This is a genomic window from Algibacter agarivorans (assembly GCF_039543245.1).
Taxonomy (GTDB): domain Bacteria; phylum Bacteroidota; class Bacteroidia; order Flavobacteriales; family Flavobacteriaceae; genus Algibacter_G; species Algibacter_G agarivorans.
In genome coordinates, this window is record NZ_BAABJJ010000030.1 from 1 (window position 1) to 19430 (window position 19430).

17 protein-coding genes and 1 pseudogene are annotated in these 19430 nt (G+C 33.7%); 4 read left to right on the plus strand and 14 right to left on the minus strand.

All coding sequences use genetic code 11. From position 1 onward, the window contains the following. Window positions 1-25 precede the first annotated feature (25 nt). From ABD935_RS10155 to ABD935_RS10170, 4 genes are read left to right on the plus strand one after another with little or no spacing between them, the layout of a single operon-like run. A complete protein-coding gene (locus tag ABD935_RS10155; protein WP_345191902.1) occupies window positions 26-586 on the plus strand; it encodes a DUF2975 domain-containing protein in 561 nt (186 codons plus the stop codon). Between the two features lie 3 nt (window positions 587-589). Further along, window positions 590-796, plus strand: coding sequence for a helix-turn-helix domain-containing protein (locus tag ABD935_RS10160; protein WP_345191903.1), 207 nt, complete (start codon window positions 590-592; stop codon window positions 794-796). Between the two features lie 42 nt (window positions 797-838). Next, on the plus strand, window positions 839-1276 hold the full coding sequence (locus ABD935_RS10165) for a DUF3157 family protein (RefSeq protein ID WP_345191904.1): 438 nt from the start codon (window positions 839-841) through the stop codon (window positions 1274-1276). Between the two features lie 52 nt (window positions 1277-1328). Continuing rightward, on the plus strand, window positions 1329-2585 hold the full coding sequence (locus ABD935_RS10170; protein ID WP_345191906.1) for a Y-family DNA polymerase: 1257 nt from the start codon (window positions 1329-1331) through the stop codon (window positions 2583-2585). Window positions 2586-2621: 36 nt separating this feature from the next. On the opposite strand, the gene ABD935_RS10175 is transcribed toward ABD935_RS10170, so the two are convergent. The 14 genes and pseudogenes from ABD935_RS10175 to ABD935_RS10240 all read right to left on the minus strand — a co-directional run bounded on the left by ABD935_RS10175 (window position 2622) and on the right by ABD935_RS10240 (window position 19339). After that, window positions 2622-3416, minus strand: coding sequence for a DUF1853 family protein (locus tag ABD935_RS10175; RefSeq protein WP_345191907.1), 795 nt, complete (start codon window positions 3414-3416; stop codon window positions 2622-2624). Window positions 3417-3443: 27 nt separating this feature from the next. Next, a complete protein-coding gene (locus tag ABD935_RS10180; RefSeq protein ID WP_345191908.1) occupies window positions 3444-4274 on the minus strand; it encodes a hypothetical protein in 831 nt (276 codons plus the stop codon). Window positions 4275-4284: 10 nt separating this feature from the next. Beyond that, window positions 4285-5163, minus strand: a pseudogene (locus ABD935_RS10185) (metallophosphoesterase family protein). Between the two features lie 31 nt (window positions 5164-5194). Then, the gene (locus ABD935_RS10190; protein ID WP_345191909.1) at window positions 5195-5953 is read right to left on the minus strand and encodes an SGNH/GDSL hydrolase family protein; all 759 of its coding nucleotides are present in this window, start codon (window positions 5951-5953) and stop codon (window positions 5195-5197) included. A 140-nt stretch (window positions 5954-6093) separates the two neighbouring features. Beyond that, window positions 6094-9204, minus strand: a complete 3111-nt coding sequence (gene lacZ / locus ABD935_RS10195; protein WP_345191910.1) for a beta-galactosidase, LacZ type — start codon at window positions 9202-9204, stop codon at window positions 6094-6096. 212 nt (window positions 9205-9416) lie between these two features. After that, window positions 9417-10136: a 3-ketoacyl-ACP reductase gene (locus ABD935_RS10200; protein WP_345191911.1), complete on the minus strand. Its 720-nt coding sequence runs from the start codon at window positions 10134-10136 to the stop codon at window positions 9417-9419. A 43-nt stretch (window positions 10137-10179) separates the two neighbouring features. Continuing rightward, a complete protein-coding gene (locus tag ABD935_RS10205) occupies window positions 10180-11343 on the minus strand; it encodes a carbohydrate porin (RefSeq protein WP_345191912.1) in 1164 nt (387 codons plus the stop codon). Between the two features lie 170 nt (window positions 11344-11513). Continuing rightward, complete coding sequence (locus tag ABD935_RS10210) at window positions 11514-13037, minus strand: Dabb family protein (protein WP_345191913.1); 1524 nt, start codon at window positions 13035-13037, stop codon at window positions 11514-11516. A 24-nt stretch (window positions 13038-13061) separates the two neighbouring features. Beyond that, a complete protein-coding gene (locus tag ABD935_RS10215) occupies window positions 13062-13496 on the minus strand; it encodes a GlcG/HbpS family heme-binding protein (RefSeq protein ID WP_425550215.1) in 435 nt (144 codons plus the stop codon). A 130-nt stretch (window positions 13497-13626) separates the two neighbouring features. Continuing rightward, window positions 13627-14211, minus strand: coding sequence for a Crp/Fnr family transcriptional regulator (locus ABD935_RS10220; protein WP_345191915.1), 585 nt, complete (start codon window positions 14209-14211; stop codon window positions 13627-13629). 783 nt (window positions 14212-14994) lie between these two features. Next, window positions 14995-15819 carry a thymidylate synthase gene (locus ABD935_RS10225; protein ID WP_345191916.1) on the minus strand — a complete coding sequence of 275 codons (825 nt, stop codon included), beginning with the start codon at window positions 15817-15819 and terminating at the stop codon, window positions 14995-14997. Between the two features lie 268 nt (window positions 15820-16087). Beyond that, window positions 16088-17617 (minus strand): NupC/NupG family nucleoside CNT transporter, encoded by a 1530-nt coding sequence (locus tag ABD935_RS10230; protein ID WP_345191918.1) that lies wholly within the window; start codon window positions 17615-17617, stop codon window positions 16088-16090. Between the two features lie 17 nt (window positions 17618-17634). After that, window positions 17635-18258 carry a bifunctional nuclease family protein gene (locus ABD935_RS10235; protein ID WP_345191919.1) on the minus strand — a complete coding sequence of 208 codons (624 nt, stop codon included), beginning with the start codon at window positions 18256-18258 and terminating at the stop codon, window positions 17635-17637. Window positions 18259-18379: 121 nt separating this feature from the next. Beyond that, entirely contained in the window at window positions 18380-19339 is a 960-nt protein-coding gene (locus ABD935_RS10240) for an electron transfer flavoprotein subunit alpha/FixB family protein (RefSeq protein WP_345191920.1), read from the minus strand. Window positions 19340-19430 lie beyond the last annotated feature (91 nt).

Here is a 19430-nt window from a genome sequence, read left to right on the forward strand (position 1 = left end):
AAAAGCAATGAAATAAATCAGTAAAATGGTTAGATTTAGTGTGTCCAAAATTTATTTAGGACAGGATTGGTTATTAATTGTAATTGCTTTTATAGCTGTAACTACAGTTTTGGGTCACTTACAGATAGATCGTAGTTATTATAAAGGGAGAGAAGTAAGTTTTAATTTTAGTGAGTATAGTTACTCTGTTTCGGCAAAGTGGAAAATAAATCCTGAAAGTGCAGACAAAGATGTTTATGTTTTGGGAGATATAAAAACAGGTTCTTTATACTTTAATTATGTAAAATATGTTGCTGTATTGCTTGTTATGTTTTTATCATTTAAAGAGTTTCAAAAAATAATGACTTCAGTAAAGGAAGTTAAAACCTTTGAGCAAGACACCATTAGGTCTTTTAGGAGCATTGGGAAATATATTTTCATTTATTTTTTATTAACTAGTTATCATTCTATGACTTTTAAGTTAGGTGGTTATAGTGGCACTTCTATTTCTCTTTCACCTCTAATTTTTGTTTTATTAGCATTTATAATGGCAGAAATTTTTAAAGAAGGAAGACTGTTGAAGGAAGAAAACGATTTAACGATATAGCCTATGCCAATTGTTGTAAATCTGGATATCATGCTTGCCAAACGCAATATGAAAAGCAAAGAGTTGGCTGAAATTATTGGTATAACAACAGCTAATCTTTCCATTTTAAAGTCTGGAAAAGCTAAGGCAGTTCGGTTTTCAACGTTAGAGGCTATCTGTAAAGCATTGGATTGTCAGCCTGCGGATATTTTAGAGTATATTGAAGATTAAAATTGTATTTTTGATGCACATTTTAATCTTACAATATTTGCTATGAAAACATGTTTTTTTCTTTTAGTATTCCTAATATCTTCAATAATTTTTTCTCAAAATAATCATATTGTAACTACTGAAGATGGGAGGCGCGTTTTGTTAAAAGCCGATTTTACATGGGAGTATATTGATGTTGATAGCACTTCAACAACTAGTATTACAAATCCAAGTAAAAGTACAAGCTGTAATTTAGCTAAAGATTTTGAGGAGCCTAAATTGGATAATAAAATACAAGCACAATTAAAAAGAGGAAGAGCAACCATAAGTCATGTAAAAAAGAAAGTGGCTAAAGATTATAATTGTAGTGTAGATGATGTTTTGTTGTTATCTGTTTCAGAAACCAAAAAAAATGGCAATTACAATTTTTGTGCTAATGGGACTAAGGTAGCCTATAAACGTATTGGTAATTCTATTGTGAAAAAAGTGAAGTTGTTTTAATACTAGATGTATTTAACATTCTTTTTGTTGACCTTTCAGTATCTTTACTTTTATGTACGCCTTAGTAGATTGTAATAATTTTTATGCGTCTTGCGAACGCGCTTTTAACCCAAACTTACGCCATAAATCCATTGCTGTTTTAAGTAATAATGATGGCTGTGTGATTTCGCGAAGTGATGAGGCCAAAGCGTTAAACCTTCCTATGGGCGCGCCCATTTTTAAATGGGAATCCTTTTGTATAGCAAATAATATTCTGGTGTTTTCATCTAACTATCCGCTTTATGGAGATATGAGTAGTCGGGTAATGACTATTTTAAAACAGTTTACACCAGATATTGAGATTTATAGTATTGACGAATCATTTTTGGAATTTAAAGGTTTTGAAAATTATGATTTTGAAGATTATGGAAACCAAATCCGGATGCGTATTTTAAAGTGGACAGGCATTCCAACTTGTGTGGGTATTGCGCCAACAAAAGCATTGAGTAAAGTAGCTAACAAAATAGCTCGTAAATTTCCAGAGGAAACAAATGGCGTTTATGTGATTGATTCTGAAGATAAAAGAATTAAAGCCTTAAAATGGATAAAGTTAGAAGATGTTTGGGGCATTGGTAGAAGCATTCAAAAACGGTTAAAAGCGAAAGGGTGTAAAACAGCTTTCGATTTCACAGAACTTCCAAATGATTGGGTACGTAGAAATTTTTCAATTACTGAATGGAAACTAAAAAAAGACTTGGAAGGTGTTTCTAAAATAAAGTTAGACGAAATAAAAACAAAGCGTGCCATAGCGACTACAAGAAGTTTTGAGTATACCTATTCAGATATCGATAATATAAAAGAGCGCATTTCAACCTTTGCTACAAGCTGCGCCGAAAAACTACGAAAACAAGGCTCTAGTTGCCATATGATTTATGTGGTTTTAAGTAGCGATAGGCATAAAAAAGATTTAGAACAGCATAGAGCAAGTAGAGTTGTAAGTTTGTCTTATCCAACAGATTCTAGCTTGATTATTAGCAAAGAAGCAGTTCGTGCTGTTGTCCAGATTTTCAAAAAAGGCATAAAATACAAACGTGCGGGTGTTATTGTTATGGGGTTGGTGCCAACAAATAATCATCAATTACAGATGTTTGAACACGAAAACCCTAAGCACAAACCTTTAATGCATACTATTGATAGGTTAAATGAGAAATATGCCAATTACAAAGTGAAATTAGGTAACCAAGATTTAAAGCGCACCTGGAAAATGCGTCAAGAACGATTGTCGCCACGATACACCACAAACATTAATGATATTATAGTCGTTAAATAAAACAAGAATCTCATAAATTTTAAATGAGAGACGATATTACCACCAAACCAAAAACATTTTTTTTAGTACACCGTTATTAAACTTTATCCAGCATAAAGGAGAGAATTTCTGTTCAAAATAATCTTTTGTAATCGTTTTATATATATGGAAATCCAACCAATTCACATGCGTATGCGGAAGTATCAACCAGTCTTTTTTATTTGGAATATAAAACTTACAGTCGTTAAATTGGTCTAGCTCATTTTGGTTGAGGTAAAACCCAATCACACAATCTGTATTTAAGGTTTTTAGTTTAATGTTTTGGTTGGAAAAAGGTAAAAACAGTTGTGCTTTAAAATACACTTGTTGAGACATGTCTTCAACTTTTAAATCAAGTTCCTCTAAATAGGGTTTACAAGCATTAGAGTAGAGAAGTGGTAATTGTTTTTCTTTTAATTTGGTAAGCTTTTCTTTTAATGAATCTTTTCTGTTTGGGCCAATAAAATGGTCGATTTCAGAATTGCCAACAGAGGCATCATACAGATAAAACTTATAAATAATTTCAAGATGGATGGGTTTCCCGTTTCTAAGTAATAAACAGTCCAATTCACCTAAAGTAATGCTACCATCTTGAATTTGGATATTTTCACTTAAAACAGAAATATTGTTTTGTTGTCCTAATTCAAAAGAGACGAAACGTTCAACATACTTTCCAAGACGTAAATTTTCATCTAAAGCAATCTCTATTTTATTAGATTTGGAGTTAATTTCAAATGAAGGAAGATTAAAAATAGCTCCATTTATCCATAAACATGGTGTTTGTAAAAAGCCTTCGTATCTTTTTTGGAGCATAAAATTTTATTCTTAAATTATAGTTAACTATTGCTGTTTTAGGGGAAAACTGTAAAAAGTATCATAATTGTAAAAAATAGGTTTACCATTTCTCATTGCAGGCGTGACAACTGTTCCTAATAATTTTAGTATTCTACTTAATTCTTGATCAATGTCTTTTGGGTTCTTGTATCCAACAGGGTTATTCATGTAGGTCTTAAATTTAAACGCTTCTTCATTTATATTATAAATTTTTCCATTTGTATCTATTGAAAAGCTGATAAAAAGCTTAAGTGATTTCATCTTTTTTCGTTTTGTTTCACTGAAAATTGACATAGAAAAATTCTTGATAATATGATTTTTTAACTCCTTGTAAAAACAACTGGTTAAATTATTATAAAATTTTATTGAAGTACAGTTTTTAAAAATGGGAGGAGTATCGCATATAGCAATTCTACTAGCGTTTATGATAGTTCTATTCTTTTCTCTCGAAAATAGTTGAACTGAGTATATGCCAAGTTTATTTGAGTCATTTAAACCTAATTTTTCAACAGGATAATTTTTTAAAACCTCCATTATATTTTTGTTTAATTCTCTGTTTCCAGCATATATTGTCATGTTAGTAGGTCTGTTTTTGTCAGAGATTTTAAATCTTAATCTAATTGTTTTTTCATTTGATTTTTGCTTATCAGAAAACTTTATTCTACTTAAGTACTTCGTGCCAAGATTTGTAATAAGATACTGTGATAAATGACTGTTTGGACTAGGTTTTGAAATAGATTGAAAAGATTCTAGCTCTGTTGCGAAATCTGCATCAAATTGTGAAAAGCTATTTAAGCTGATAAGTATAGTAAATAAAATAAATATTCGTTGTCTCATTATCCCGTTATTAATTAGTCCTGTAATTCTCCAATTTCCTAGGGCCTTCAAGTAACACCCTACAATTTGTAATGTTTCATCTTGACGAGTAGCAATTTGCTATTTTATCAATGAAATTTTGCTGTTTTCAATTTCCGTACCCGTAATGCTTCTAGGGTGTACACAGCTTCCATCATTAAAAAAGGCAATATCTCTAAGTTCTGGAAAATGCGGTCGGTACGTATGTCCAATAATAGTCATTAAATTGTTGTTTTTGGAAATCCATTTTTTTTGTTCTGCGTTCAACCTTTATCAGTTCTTTATAGTTTTTTGCAGGACTGGTTGGGTCTGCAATTCCCATAACGTTTAAGGGTTTCCAAAGCACACGCACCATAAACCGGCTCCATTTCCAAAAAAGATAATTCCACCAATCGGCTTGATGTCCGTGGGTTAAGAATATTTCTTGCTCCGTCATACAGTGTTTTAAAATTATGCCTTCATGATATTCAATATTTATAAAATAACTCCACATCTTTACCAACTTCAGGGTCAAAATATGTTGATAAATGTTTTTTTACATAATCTGGGTTTGTGTAAACCATATCATGTCTTGTCTGTTATCCACATGGAACAACTTCATATATACATTTTTATGAGCATTCCAGATAGAATCAAACGATAGGTTTTTCCAAAGTTCATCGCCATCACCAATTTCGCAATACTGAAAGTTTTTAGCATAATAATGCTTTAATGCATGAAAGTAGATGTTTCGGTTATTGGCAAAATCATCAGCGAAACTGTTGTCTCCACGATGGCAGTCGCTAAATAGTATAAACTTGCTGTCATCGTCAAAATCGATAACTTTCGCTTTTTTATAGGCTTTATCTAATCTTTTTTTGGAGGAAAACATTCGGTGTTACTTTAAGCGAATATAAAAATAATTACTCATTAGTAAACCCTATTTTTTCTAAAGCAGCGGGTAGCATTCTGCTAACAAATTGAGTATAAGCCAACGTAGATGGATGTAAACCATCAGATGCCACCAAATCAGGTTGGTCTAAACCCTGTCGTGTGATATCGGTAATATATATGTAAGTAATGCTGTTTTGATTGCAATAATTCTCAATGAAACTGTTGTATTTATCAATGTCTTTGGAAATTAAATCGTTTCCATTTCCAAAAGGGGTAAAGGCATAATCTGGAATGGAAACCACAATCACATTTTTAAGGTTGCCTTTAGCAAAAGCTATAGCTTTGCTTACCAATTCAGGAAACTCTTTTTCAAACACATCAAAAGAAACACTTTGGTATTGGTTGTTTACACCAATGAGTAAGGTGACTAAATTGTAGTCTTCCGAAATAGGTTGTTTATCAATGGCATCTTTAAGAACACCCGTAGTCCATCCGGTTCGGGCAACTACTTTTAACTCCACATCTGGGTTGCCAATTTTTTCTATGATGCTATCCTTTAATTGCTCTGGAAATCTACAGGTTTCACATACACTTTCGCCAATGGTGTAACTATCACCAAGAGAAAGGATTTTTAAGAAGCTCCCGTTTGGAGTTGTGGAATCATCGCCATCGGTGTTACCTTTGATTTCCATGTCTTCTGCATCATTATCCATTTGGGAATTGGATGAGCATCCAAAACATAAAAAAAAGCCTAAACTAAGATATAGCAAAGTGAATTTCAATTTCATTTTTTATTTTAAAGATACGGTTTTATTGATAAATCCAACAATGGTTTCTTTAAACGTATTTTCAATCTCAATATACTATGCGGTGCTTGCCTCAAATATATGAGTATGTCTTATAATTAGAATTAAGTAACCTTATTGGGTTATTTAAACATAGGCGTTATAGTAAAAGTATATTTCATAGGTTCAGGGAATATAAGATAAGGCTGGTAGGGTAACATGCTCCAACTTGTATCTCCTCCAACACCCATTTGGCGATAGTCTATATTTAAATTAACATGCTCTTTTGGCTTCAAATCAGTAGTATGTCGGTTATTTTCACTCAATTCAAAGTCCTCATTATTAAAATGATTTACATTGAAATTGAGAAAGCTTTCACTTGAAAATTTTAAACCTACATTATCATTATTAGTGACTGTAAGCCACCTGACTTCTGTTCGGTAGCCATTTTCTTGAGGCCTGATATATGGGACGTAAAAATCTTTAGCTTTCGCATTGTAAACACCTACAAAAGCAGATTGATTTCTATCTGAATAATTTTCATGCGGTCCTCTTCCGTAATAACTTATGTTATCCATGCTCTTTAATACCTTCATATTCATGCCCATTCTGGGAATAAGCCCTACATCAGAATTGAGTCGTTCAAAAACATATTGTACTTTAACGTTACCTGATATATCTATGGTATAGTTCACGAAAAAGTTAGCCATTTCCTTGTTCTGTTTATGGATTTGAACCATTACTTTATTGTTTTCAAGCGTTGTCCATGCTATGGATTCGGTTTTTAGGCTGGATTCGATATGCTTCCACATTGCAGACTTTTTATGGATAGATGCTCCCTTATCATTATCTGTAGTCGCTCTCCATGTATTTAAAACCAAAGGAGAAACAAGCCAATTGGTTTTGTCTACTTTGTAAGCTGTTATTGCCCCTTTATCTTTATCAAAAGTTACCTCTATTCGCTTGCCGCAAAAAACAGTAATCTCATTACCTGACTCATTGACTTTAGGTTTTTCTGAAGAAATTACAGGATTTGTAACCAATCTTGATTCGGGTAGCTTCAACTGCTCTTTCGCTACTTCATGATTTACTGGCAATAAGGCGCTAGCCGTTTTTCTTTTGAAATAGAAATTGATGTGATATTCATTTCCATATTTGATTTCAGGGAAATTTTCTTTTAAACTGATTGTTGTTCTTGTGAGTGGATTTCCACTTATTTGGGTGGTGCCTGCTTCAATTTTAATTCCGTTTTCTAGCACTTCCCATTCTAAAAGAAATTCAGATAAATCTGTAAAGCAGTATTCATTAAATACTTCAAAAGTTAAATTTTCCCAATCCAGCGGTTTTACATGTATGCTTTGGTATTGCTTTTTGACTTCCCATAGTGCAGGTTGTATTGTCCGGTCAGGAAAAACAATGCCGTTCAAACAAAAGGCTCCAGAGTGTTGGGTGTTTTCTGGTTCAAAATCACCACCATAACCCCAATATTTTTCTCCATCTTCATTAGTTTTGGTTATCCCCTGATCTACCCAATCCCAAATAAAACCTCCTTGAACTCTAGGTTCGCTTCTAACAAAATCCCACAATTCTTTTAGGTTTCCTGTGCTATTACCCATAGAATGGGCATATTCTACCCAGATAAACGGACGGTTAGGATTGTTTCTTAAGTGTTCTTCCTTAATATCTTGTATGGGGGCATACATATACCCTATAATATCTGTATGCCTAATGTGGTCATAATCTGGGTCAACTTCAGCTCTATCATAGGAAACTAGACGAGTATTATCTTTTTCCTTCAACCATTTGTAGCCATCAATAAAAGGAAGTCCGGTTCCTGTTTCGTTGCCCATGGACCAGATGATTACCGATGGATGATTCTTGTCTCTGTCAAACAGGCGTTTAATCCGATCAACAATAGCATTATAGTAATGAGGGTCTCTCGCAACTTCGTTAACTATCCAACCATAACCATGCGCTTCCACATTGGCTTCATCAATAACGTAGAGCCCATATTGGTTACAAAGCTTGTACCAATAAGGATCGTTAGGATAGTGTGACGTTCTTACGGCATTTATATTAAAGGCCTTCATCAATTCTATATCCTTTAACATCATTTCTTTAGACATTACATGACCGGTGATGGGATCGTGCTCATGCCTATTTACACCTTTAAATAAAATTGCTTTTCCATTAACTAAAAGCTGACCGTTTTTAAGTTCAATGGTTCTGAATCCAACATCATGAGCGGTGCATTCCAATAGGTTATTTTGCTCATCTTTTAGGCTAATAAGAAGTTTGTACAAATTGGGATGTTCTGCAGACCATGGTTTTATATTGGGTATTTTGGTTGAAAATTGTAATGATTCTGTGTTAATTCCAGCAATCTCACCTACTTGGTTTTCTTCGAACACTACATTACCGCCATCCAAAAGTTTAACCGTAACTTTAAATTTTCTTTTCTCTGTTTGATTTTTTAAATCTACTTTTAGATGCAAAAGCCCGTTACTAAATGTGGTGTCCAAGGTTGTTTTTGCGAAAAAATCCTGCAACATCAGTTTTGGTCGTGCATGTAGAAAAACATCTCTTTCGATACCGCCCAAGCGCCAAAAATCAATGTCTTCAATATAACTTGCATCGGTAAATTGATACACTTCTAGAGCAACTTCATTTTCGCCTGATTTTAAATATTTAGTTATATTGAATTCAGAAGGCAACTTACTTCCTTGGCTGTAGCCTACCTTAGTGCCATTTATCCATAAATAGAAGGCACTCCTTACTGCTCCAAAATGAATATAAATTTCTTGATCTTTCCATGACGAATCAATATTAAAAGTTCTTTTATATTGTCCTATAGGGTTATAGTCGTGTGGAACGTATGGCTTATTCTTAGGAAAGGGATAGGTAATGTTTGCATAATGTGGGTACCCATATCCATGCATCTGCCAATTAGAAGGCACGGGGATTGTATCTGCTAATTTCTTATCTAATAGGAAAAAATCTAAATCTCTGGATTCTGGGTTTTTACTCCAGTTGAATTGCCAATCCCCATTGAGGTATTTGAAATTAGGAGAATTCAAATTATCATCTAAAGCATTGGTTTCAGATGTATATGAAATAAAATAGGTATGAGCTTTTTCTTTGTTAATACCAATGATTTCTGGATTTTCCCAGTCAGGATTTTGAGCATTGATACTAGTTGAACAGATAATGAAAGAAAGAATGGAAAATAATCCTTGCTTGGTTGTTTTTATCATTTTAAAGAGGTTAACAATTAAAATCGAAATTTATTAAAAAAGAAATATACCATTAAATACTTTCGAAACATGAACTTAATTCGAGATTAATTTTTCAAGCCTTTTTACCTTTAATAAATACGATTTGCCATGATGTAAAAAGTTCGTTCAAAAGGAGATTATAATTTACTTATATATTTGTCAAATTGTGAGTAGTAATTCCTGAATTTTAACTACGGATTAGTGGACCATAAAGCAGCACTTTTAAGCAATGCTCTTCTTGGAAGTTTTAAACCTGCAACTATTAATTCTGCAAAATCTTCTGGTTGAAGAACGCTTTCTTGAGAACCTTTAGTGGCTATTCCAGCATTAATTGACATGTCCGATTCAAATGTGCTAGGGGTATAGGTAGAAACTCTAATATTGTCTTTACGAACTTCTTTCATTAGTGATTCTGACATTCCCATGACAGCAAATTTTGAAGCTGAATAAGCTGAAGTGCTGGCGTTTCCATTCAAGCCCGCCGTAGAAGAAATGTTTATGATATCACCTTCATCTAGCTTCAATAAATGTGGTAAAACTTCTTTAGTCACATAATACATGCCCATTAAATTAGTTTGAATGATATTAGTCCATACAGAAATGGCCATGTCTTTAAATAATCCAAATCCGCCGATTCCTGCATTATTCACCAAAATATCTATACCTCCTAAGGTGTCTATAATACTTTTAATACTGCTTTTTACTTCTTCATAATTCCCCACATCAAAAACCGAATAGATAGCCTTAACTCCAAAGGCTTCTAATTCAGAAACAGTTTCTTTTAAAATGCTTTCAGTTCTTCCTGTAATAGCTACATCGATGCCTTCTTTAGCAAATGCAATTGCAGTAGCTTTTCCTAATCCTCTACCACCTCCAGTTATGATTGCTTTTTTGTTTTTTAAATGTTCCATTTTTTATATTTTAAATTACATTTTATTTAAATTCTAGGAAGCTCTAAAAATTAGCCTCAATCAAAACACCTGGAATAACCGCATTATCAATTTTACCAGAACCGCCGGGGCGGATATCATATTGAACTGCAGGTTGTAGCCCAAAATAGTTTGTGATTTGAAAACGATAGCCCAACTCCAATACTATTTCTGGTGATAGTTCATTCCCTTGTAAGATAGCCCACTCATCACTAAAACTACCAATAGTTGCAAAGAATAATATTCTATCATTCGCTCTAGATTTGACTAATCCTTTCCAGTTGAGACCTAAGCTACTTTGAAAAGGCACTTTAGCGACCTCTCCATTGGCCGAATAGGCCATAGTAAGAAATGACCTTAAGCCATCTATCAATTCCACATCAATATGTCCATAGAAACGCATAAAGTGGTTGGTTTCATCGTTAGAATCAAAATTAGCAAAACTGCCGAATGCTTGATGTGTCCCTATATAAACTCTGGCATTTTGATTTGCAATTTTTCCGAACCAATCGTATTGAAAAAATATTGATAAATCATCCGAACTTCTAAAAGCAAAGTCTAACCCGTGCTTTGTGTCGTCAAATATGCCTTTGCCCAATTGATAAACACCCAATTGGAATTGATGCTTGGAACTGGGTTTGTATTTGAGTCTCGCTCCCCATGTTGGAAAAGGGAATGTGCTCATTAAACCGTCTAACAATAGGGTTCTTATAACGCCATTTACAGTATTGTTAAGCGAATAATAATATAGTGTAGAACCAGAAAAATCATCAGCTGCCGTTGTACGCCCCACTTTGAAGGAGACCTGTTTCCCAAAGTCTTTTTCAATACTTAAATCATAAAAAAATGTGTTTTGCCCGCCAACAAAATTCAATGGCTCAAAAACGGAGCCCACCTCATTCGAGAGTCCACGTCCATGACGATTTATCATTGAAATTTTTGCACGGGTACCTTTCCATCCCAGCATTTTTTCAAAATCAAATTTAAATCCTGCATAAAGTTGCCCAGAGTACCTGCTGGTTTGGTCTAACCCTCCCGAAACATTAGAAGCGGCAATAGAGGCATATGAAACAAATGGGTCGATGCCATTTTTTGACCAAATCCCACTCTGGATGCTATCCGTTTCCTGTACTTGTGCCATTAGAGTAAGAGAAGAAAGAACAAAGAAGAATACTATTAATTTCTTCATTTAATATCAAATTGAGTTTATAGGTTTATAGACAATTTCAAGAATCAGTATGAAGCACCGAAAAAAGTTTTAGCACTATTTCTCTGATTCTTGAAGTCTACAAACTAACATCTAAGTAGTTGATGTTATTATGGTTTTAGGTCTAAATACGTAAATACGAACCTTTCATTTTATTCTTTTGTCCAGTAATCTAATACTAAAACGTCAGCAATAATAGGTATGATTTTTTCTACCATGCCTAAGTGTGCTTTGTGAAATAGATAAACTTCTCTAGCGTGTTCATTGTTAAAGGTTAAAGTGAAGCAATGGGTTAAACCTTTGGTATGACCTTCGGTACTATCATTTAGTCCCCATTCAAGGTTTGCAATTTCTGGAATTTCATTTTTAAGATTTACAAAAGCCTCAACAGCATTATTAACCTGCTCTTGTGTGGCGTCTTCTTTATATGTTAAGTTAACAAAGTGTCTTAAAACTTTGCCATCTCTATTGATTTTTGGCCCAAGTTTATAGCTAACTATCTTTCTTAAATCATTCCGAAAAGAACCTGCAATCAGGAAGTTGTCTTCGCCTATTTTATGAGACCTTAAACCGTAATAAATAGAGTATCCTGTTTCTAAGTAGTTTATCGGACTAAGTATACCTTCTTTATTTAATTTAAGTAGTTGAATACTTTCGTCGTCTCTTGTGCCTACTGCCAATACGGCTTCGTTATTATCAGTTGAAACAACTTCAATTCTTGTTTGCCCTTGTAGTTTTGTGTTTTCATCATCCTTTAAAACGGAATGAGGAATTAAAGCTCCTTTTTTATTTACTTTAAAAACACTTACACCGTCACCATGATATACAAAATCAGGTCTTTTTATAAAACCTCCTCTTTTGTAATATTTATGATGTCTGTGACCAACGATTACATAATTATTATCACCTAAAGTTACACCAGTTACTGGATATGCGCCAGTTAAATATCTGTCTGTGGTATTGTCGCTTATGTTATTGATGTTTTTGAATGTACCATTTTCATAAACCCTAAAACTACTAACGCCATTATCTTGAAATCCGCCTGTGTATAAAAAGGTTTTTCCTTTAATTTTATGGACAAACATCCCTATGATACCATCGGTATGAATGGTTTCGTCATCTTTCATAGACTGCACATGGGTTAGTTTTCCATCGTTTTCAATTTTAAAAGAACTTAGTCCTGGTGTTTCTTCTAAACCTCCAACAAAAAGATAGGACGATGTTTTCATGTGAACAACTTGCAGTGTAATGGCAGTTCCGAGGTGCGTTTTGTCTGTATCTTCAACCAAAGCAACGCGTTCTAGGGAACCATTGTCTAAAATTTTAAAGGTTTCAATAACATTGCCATGTTTGTTTGCTATAAATAGAAAGTCTGTGCCGTTAATATTATCGGCAACCATGCCTCTTGAAGGGCCTTTTTTCATATGAAGTTCATGATTGCTTATTGGGGTAAGGATACCTTGTTTATCTAAACTATAAACATTAACATTCCCAATACCACCAGCAAATACATAATGAGAACCGTCTTTTTCATAACTCGTTATAGAAACGGTGTTGGTTCCAGATATGTTTTTGAAATCTTGCCTGTAAAGCATTAAGTCATCGGAAACTTGAGCTAAACAAATTTGCGATATAAGTAATGTTATTGCGAGAATTCCTTTTTTTATAGTATTCATAATTTTAGTCTTTTTCAAGTTTAATTAATCTATAATTGCTTTTGCACCAGCAGTAGCTATAGCTCTATCTTGATCTATGGTTCCGCCACTTACGCCTATAGCACCAATAATTTTGCCATCTTTGTTTTTTATTGGCAATCCGCCAGGGAAAGATACAAGACCACCATTGGTCAATTCAATATTATAAATAATGCCTCCGGGTTGGGTTAATTCTCCCAATTTTCCTGTGTCAATATTAAAATAGCGTGCTGTTTTTGCTTTTTTAATGGCGACATCAATACTACCAAGGAAAGATTCGTCCATGCGTATAAATGCTTTTAGGTTAGCGCCAGCATCCACTATGGCAATATTTACTAAAACGTCTGATTTTTCAGCGTTCTTTTTTGCTTCCAAAAGAATTTTTAGTGCTTCCTCATGGGTTAAATCATTGGTTATTTGAGCTTCAACGGAATACGTCATTAAAGTTAATAGAAAAACCAGAACTGTTGTAATCTTTAATTTAGATTTCATCATTTTTATTAGAATTTGTAGGCACAAAGGTCTTAAATGAAGAGGGTAGAAAAATTGAACAAGTTCAACAAGCCGAAAATTATTCGGTTTTAGTGTTTTTTCTTTTGATTTTACTCAAAAATTCATGTGTGATTCCTAAATAGCTAGAAATTTGTCTGTCGGTAAGTTTTGATGCTATTTCTGGATAGGTTTGTATAAAATGATGATAGCGTTCTTCTGCCGTAAGACTATGGTTTCTAATCAATCTGCGTTGCCATGCCACAAGTGCTTTTTGACTCATAATGCGGAACAATTTTTCAACTACAGGTAACGAATTATACAATTCCATTTTGTCCACTTTTTTAATTAAAAGGACCTTACTATCTTCTAAAGCTTGAATATTTAAATCGGACGGGTGCTGATTCATAAAGCTATCAATATCGATCAACCACCAATCTTTTGTGGCAAAATAAAGGGTGTTTTCGTTTCCTTTTTTATCTGTTGTAAAAATTCTAAAACAGCCTTCTAAAACAAATCCTTCATATTTATAAATACTTCCTTGGGTTAATAAAAAACTTCTTTTTTCAATAACCTTAGGTTCAAAGTAATTACAAATACGCTCTACTTCTGTATCAGAAAGCTGTACATGTTTTTTTATGTTTTTTATGAGTAAATCGTGTAGCATTTGTATCAAAAAATGGTTTTGCAATTTACTAAATCATCTCATAAAATTTGTTTAATTCATGTTTAATTAATGAAGCGCATATTGCACTCCAAATGTTAAGTTGTAATTCTGTTTTAGTTGAATACCATTTAAATCTTGGTAAAGAGGTGTTGTGATTTCAGTTGCAAATCGTAAGCCTTTTTAACCGTCATGAGTAACTAGATAATTTAGCCCGAATCCAGAATTTGCTGTATCAGCGGTTGTTACCATCATTGGGTTTGATACCGAACTCGCGCCATCAATTGACTTCAAACGCAAAGCCAAGTTCCCTAAAAATCACCAAGAAGAAAGCAAACTCAAAGCATTAATTACCAAAGAGCGCGCTACTAGGTTAGAGGGTGGTTTTTGAAAAGAAAAAGAGCATTATCACCTTAAAAAGATAAAAGCCAAAACTAAAGCTACTGAAAAACTATGGATCTTTTTTGGTATACATACCGCTAATGCTTTGGAAATATGTAGACGAATACAAAACAATCAAAACCAAATAGCAGCACAGATTTAGATGATTAAAAACTTCATGGGATAAGTATGCCATCTTCTTAGTGAAAAATCATTTTTTGACTCAATAACTTAAAAAAGAAAATCCAAAACTTAAAAATGAATTAAATCTTGGATTTTTTTATCGATTATTTTATATCCTCTAAATTGAGGTCTTTTTCAGTGCCCTCTTTTCAGACAGCCTCTTTTTTATTTTCTTTTTATTGTATTTGGAACTGGGAATAGTTTTTTTAATTACAAAAATTTTTAAACAGCCACAATCCCTTTAATATGTGGATGCGGATTATAGTCTACCAAAGTAAAATCTTCAAAGTCAAAATCGAAAATATCTTTGATTTTAGGATTTAGTATCATTTTTGGCAATGGTCTAATATCTCTTGATAATTGTAATTCTAATTGTTCGAAGTGGTTACTATAAATATGAGCATCTCCAAAGGTGTGAATAAATTCCCCAGCTTCATAACCACAAACTTGTGCCATCATCATGGTGAACAAAGCATAGGATGCTATATTAAAAGGAACACCTAAAAAGATGTCAGCACTTCGTTGGTATAATTGACAAGATAATTTGCCATCTGCAACATAAAACTGAAAAAAAGCGTGACAAGGTGGTAAAGCCGCTTTACCGTTAGCTACATTTTCGCTAAATGATTTTGATGTATCTGGTAATACCGAAGGGTTCCATGCAGAAACTAGCATACGGCGGCTATTTGGATTGTTTTTTAATGCGTGAATAACCTCTTTGATTTGGTCAATGTCATCATTATTCCAGTTGCGCCATTGGTGTCCGTAAACAGGTCCTAAATCACCATTTTCATCCGCCCATTCGTTCCAAATACGTACGCCGTTTTCGGTAAGATATTTTGTGTTAGTGTCACCTTTTAAAAACCAAAGTAATTCATAGACAATAGATTTTAAGTGAAGTTTTTTTGTAGTAACCATAGGGAAACCTTCACTTAAATCAAATCGCATTTGGTGTCCGAAAACACTTTTTGTGCCAGTGCCTGTACGGTCTTCTTTTTCGTTCCCGTTTTCTAAAACGTGTTTTACTAGGTCGTGATATTGTTTCATAGCTTTTCCCACGAAAGTGGGAATCTCATTAAGTTAAACTTGATTTTATTGTCGAAATCGAATGTCTAGTAATAGCTGTTTCGAATGCGCTCAACATGATATAAATTTATCAGCGAATAAAAATAAAAAATAAGAGTTGAATTGGTTCAATGTAATTCTAAATAATATCAAAAGTTATTAACTAATAGAGCTAGATTTTTGGTAATGTAGTTTAGAAGAGGTGTTAAGTGCTTCCCGATTATAAGATTCCTGCCTTCGCAGGAATTATTTATCCTATTATCATGCCAGCAATAGTAGCTGAAATTAATGAAGCAATAGTTCCACCAATCAAGGCTTTCATTCCAAATTTAGAAAGTGTTTTACGTTGCCCTGGTGCTAGAGAGCCAATACCACCAATTTGAATACCAATGGAAGCAAAATTTGCAAATCCACATAACATATAAGTGGCCATGATTATAGATTTTTCAAAATTAAGGTGTGTAGCGTTAGCAATATTTTTTAAATCTCTTAACTGGATATAACCTATAAATTCGCTGGCTGCTAATTTGATTCCTAAAAGTTGTCCCATAAGCGCCATGTCTTCTTTAGCAACACCAATAAGCCACATAAGTGGGGCAAAGGCATAACCTAAAATTAACTCAAGAGATAAACTGTTGTACGATGTATTGCCAGCTATCCAGTTATTTAAGCCTGAATAATATCCTATTTTAAATAAACCATAATTAATCATAGCAATAAAAGCGATAAACACCAAAAGCATTGCGCCAACATTAACGGCTAATTTTAAACCTTCGGTAGTTCCGTTAGCAATGGCGTCAAGAATGTTGGATCCTATTTTGTCTTGTGAGACAGAAACATCTGTATTCACGTCTTCAGTTTGTGGATATAATATTTTTGAAATGACTATGGCTCCAGGTGCAGCCATAACCGATGCTGCTAAAAGATGTTTGGCGTAAAATAATCTTAAAACTGGGTCGTCTCCGCCAAGAAACCCAATATAAGCTGCTAATACAGCGCCTGCAACGGTTGCCATGCCACCAATCATAACCAAAAGCATTTCAGATTTATTCATTTTCTCTAAATACGCCTTTATTAAAAGAGGTGCTTCGGTTTGACCTAAAAAGATGTTTCCTGCAACGCTTAAACTTTCTGCTCCAGATATTTTTAATGCTTTTGAAAGTAGCCAAGCCATAGCTTTAACTACTTTTTGAATGATGCCTAAGTAAAATAATACCGATGTTAACGCAGAAAAGAATATTATGGCTGGTAGTACTTGAAAGGCAAAAATAAACCCGAAGGTATCCATATCTACAACCAAACCTTCAAATAAAAACTTGCTTCCAGCTCTGGTAAATTCTAGCACCTGAACAAACATGCCGCCAATAAATTCAAAAATGATTTTTATAAATTCAACTTTTAGAACACCGATAGCTATAAGTAGTTGAAAGGCTAATCCAATACCAACGATTTTCCAATCTATGGCTTTTCTGTTACTACTAAAAAGAAAGGCGACAAAAATTAAAGTTATCATTCCTAGTACCCCACGCCATAAACTGTTTATGGAAAATCCTTGACTTGGAATTATGGATCCCTTTGTTTCGTTTAAATCGGAAATTTCAGAAGCGTTAGAGCTTTCGGTTTCTGAAAAATTAATGGTAGTTGAATCTATTAATATGGTTTCTGTTTGAGAAACATTTTCAATATGCCCAAATGGTTTTGTTTCGTTTAAATCTTGTGCTATGCTAGTTGAAGTGAAAAATAAAAATATAGCAACAAAAGATAAAAACAGCTTGCTCATAAATTTAATAATAGGTGTTATTCCCGCTTTGAGATTTCATCACGTATATGTGCTGCTTTTTCGTAATCTTCGTTAGTAACGGCTTCTTCAAGTAAAGTTTGAAGCTCTTCAATAGTTTTTCCTTTAAAATTTTCGCGAGGTTCGTTTACTTCTAGTTCATTTGCAACTAACTCGTCCATTAAAATACTATCTTGACTTTCTTCGTCTTCATCTTCTTTTTTAGGGTTCACTTTTAAATAAATACCGGCTTTATCAAGAATGTTTTTGTAAGTAAATATTGGTGCTTGGAAACGAAGTGCTAAGGCTATAGCATCACTAGTCCTGGCGTCAATAATTTCTTCGATTTTATCGCGCTCGCAAATTAGGCTTGAATAGAATACGCCATCAACCAGCTTGTGAATAATCACTTGTTTGACAACAATATCAAATCTGTCTGCGAAATTTTTGAATAAATCGTGTGTTAATGGTCTAGGTGGACTAATTTCTTTTTCTAAAGCAATGGCAATAGATTGAGCTTCAAAAGCACCAATAACGATTGGAAGCTTACGGTCGCCGTCTACTTCGTTTAAAATCAAGGCGTATGCGCCATTTTGGGTTTGGCTATACGATATGCCTTTTATATTTAATCTTACTAAACTCATAATTTATAAAAACGCAAAGAACTGCTTAAATTAGAACTTTACCAAACTGCTTTAAACAGATTTGAGAACAAAATGCTAATTTAAGTAGTTCTTAAAGACTGTACAATTTATAAAAAAATATTTATTGTTGTGCTTTAAAAGCTTTTAATTTTTCGATGAGTTCAGGAACTACTTGAAAAGCATCGCCGACCACACCATAATCAGCAGCTTTAAAGAAAGGGGCTTCTGGGTCTGTATTAATAACGACTTTTACTTTTGAAGCGTTTATTCCTGCTAAATGTTGAATGGCGCCAGAAATACCAATGGCAATATATAGATTTGATGCTACAGGTTTGCCTGTTTGTCCAACATGTTCATTATGAGGCCTCCATCCCAAATCCGAGACGGGCTTAGAGCATGCGGTTGCCGCACCTAATACATCAGCTAATGCTTCAATCATGCCCCAATTTTCAGGGCCTTTTAATCCTCGACCAGCAGAAACTACAATTTCAGCATCTGCAATGGTTACTTTATCTGTAGCTTTATCTACGGACTCTACTGTAACTCCTAATTCTGGAATGGAAGGTGAAAAGTCTTCCGCTGATGCGCTACCATTATTTTCAACCAATCCGAAAGAATTATTAGAAACGCCAATAATTTTTACATCGGTATTTATTTGGGTCATTTCAAAAGCCTTATTAGTAAATGCGGTACGTTTTACTGTAAACGGACTTGTGCTTGAAGGCGCTTCAACTACATTAGAAGCATAGCCTGCATTCAAATTAATAGCTAAAAGAGGTGCTAAATATTTACTATCTGCACTTGAACTGACTATAACAACTTTGGCGCTTTCATGTTCTGCAGCTTGTTTAATTACTGTAGCATAAGCATTTGCATTGAATTTGTCTAATTGATCATTTTTTACGCTTAATACTTTATCTACACCATAATTGCTTAAAGTGGATGTGTCATCTATATTTATAGCAATGGCGGTAACCGTTGTTCCTAATTGATTGGCAACTGCTTTGGCATAAGAGGCAACTTCAAAAGCTGTTTTTTTAAAGGTTCCTTGTTCTGATTCTGTATATACTAAAACTGACATAAAAATTTTTTAAATTTTTTCCTGAACTTGTTTCAGGAACTTATTAATGTTTTCTAGTTGTTTGATAATATCCTGAAATAAATTCAGGATG

Excerpts from the sequence above, each read along its gene's own strand:
- ABD935_RS10190 (WP_345191909.1), bottom strand. The coding sequence starts at position 5,953 with ATGAAATTGAAATTCACTTTGCTATATCTTAGTTTAGGCTTTTTTTTA.
- ABD935_RS10210 (WP_345191913.1), bottom strand. The coding sequence starts at position 13,037 with ATGAATACTATAAAAAAAGGAATTCTCGCAATAACATTACTTATATCG.
- ABD935_RS10170 (WP_345191906.1), top strand. The coding sequence starts at position 1,329 with ATGTACGCCTTAGTAGATTGTAATAATTTTTATGCGTCTTGCGAACGC.
- ABD935_RS10225 (WP_345191916.1), bottom strand. The coding sequence starts at position 15,819 with ATGAAACAATATCACGACCTAGTAAAACACGTTTTAGAAAACGGGAAC.
- ABD935_RS10155 (WP_345191902.1), top strand. The coding sequence starts at position 26 with ATGGTTAGATTTAGTGTGTCCAAAATTTATTTAGGACAGGATTGGTTA.
- ABD935_RS10220 (WP_345191915.1), bottom strand. The coding sequence starts at position 14,211 with ATGCTACACGATTTACTCATAAAAAACATAAAAAAACATGTACAGCTT.
- ABD935_RS10200 (WP_345191911.1), bottom strand. The coding sequence starts at position 10,136 with ATGGAACATTTAAAAAACAAAAAAGCAATCATAACTGGAGGTGGTAGA.
- ABD935_RS10205 (WP_345191912.1), bottom strand. The coding sequence starts at position 11,343 with ATGAAGAAATTAATAGTATTCTTCTTTGTTCTTTCTTCTCTTACTCTA.
- ABD935_RS10180 (WP_345191908.1), bottom strand. The coding sequence starts at position 4,274 with ATGAGACAACGAATATTTATTTTATTTACTATACTTATCAGCTTAAAT.
- ABD935_RS10160 (WP_345191903.1), top strand. The coding sequence starts at position 590 with ATGCCAATTGTTGTAAATCTGGATATCATGCTTGCCAAACGCAATATG.
- ABD935_RS10235 (WP_345191919.1), bottom strand. The coding sequence starts at position 18,258 with ATGAGTTTAGTAAGATTAAATATAAAAGGCATATCGTATAGCCAAACC.
- ABD935_RS10215 (WP_425550215.1), bottom strand. The coding sequence starts at position 13,496 with ATGACGTATTCCGTTGAAGCTCAAATAACCAATGATTTAACCCATGAG.
- ABD935_RS10230 (WP_345191918.1), bottom strand. The coding sequence starts at position 17,617 with ATGAGCAAGCTGTTTTTATCTTTTGTTGCTATATTTTTATTTTTCACT.
- ABD935_RS10165 (WP_345191904.1), top strand. The coding sequence starts at position 839 with ATGAAAACATGTTTTTTTCTTTTAGTATTCCTAATATCTTCAATAATT.
- ABD935_RS10175 (WP_345191907.1), bottom strand. The coding sequence starts at position 3,416 with ATGCTCCAAAAAAGATACGAAGGCTTTTTACAAACACCATGTTTATGG.
- lacZ (WP_345191910.1), bottom strand. The coding sequence starts at position 9,204 with ATGATAAAAACAACCAAGCAAGGATTATTTTCCATTCTTTCTTTCATT.
- ABD935_RS10240 (WP_345191920.1), bottom strand. The coding sequence starts at position 19,339 with ATGTCAGTTTTAGTATATACAGAATCAGAACAAGGAACCTTTAAAAAA.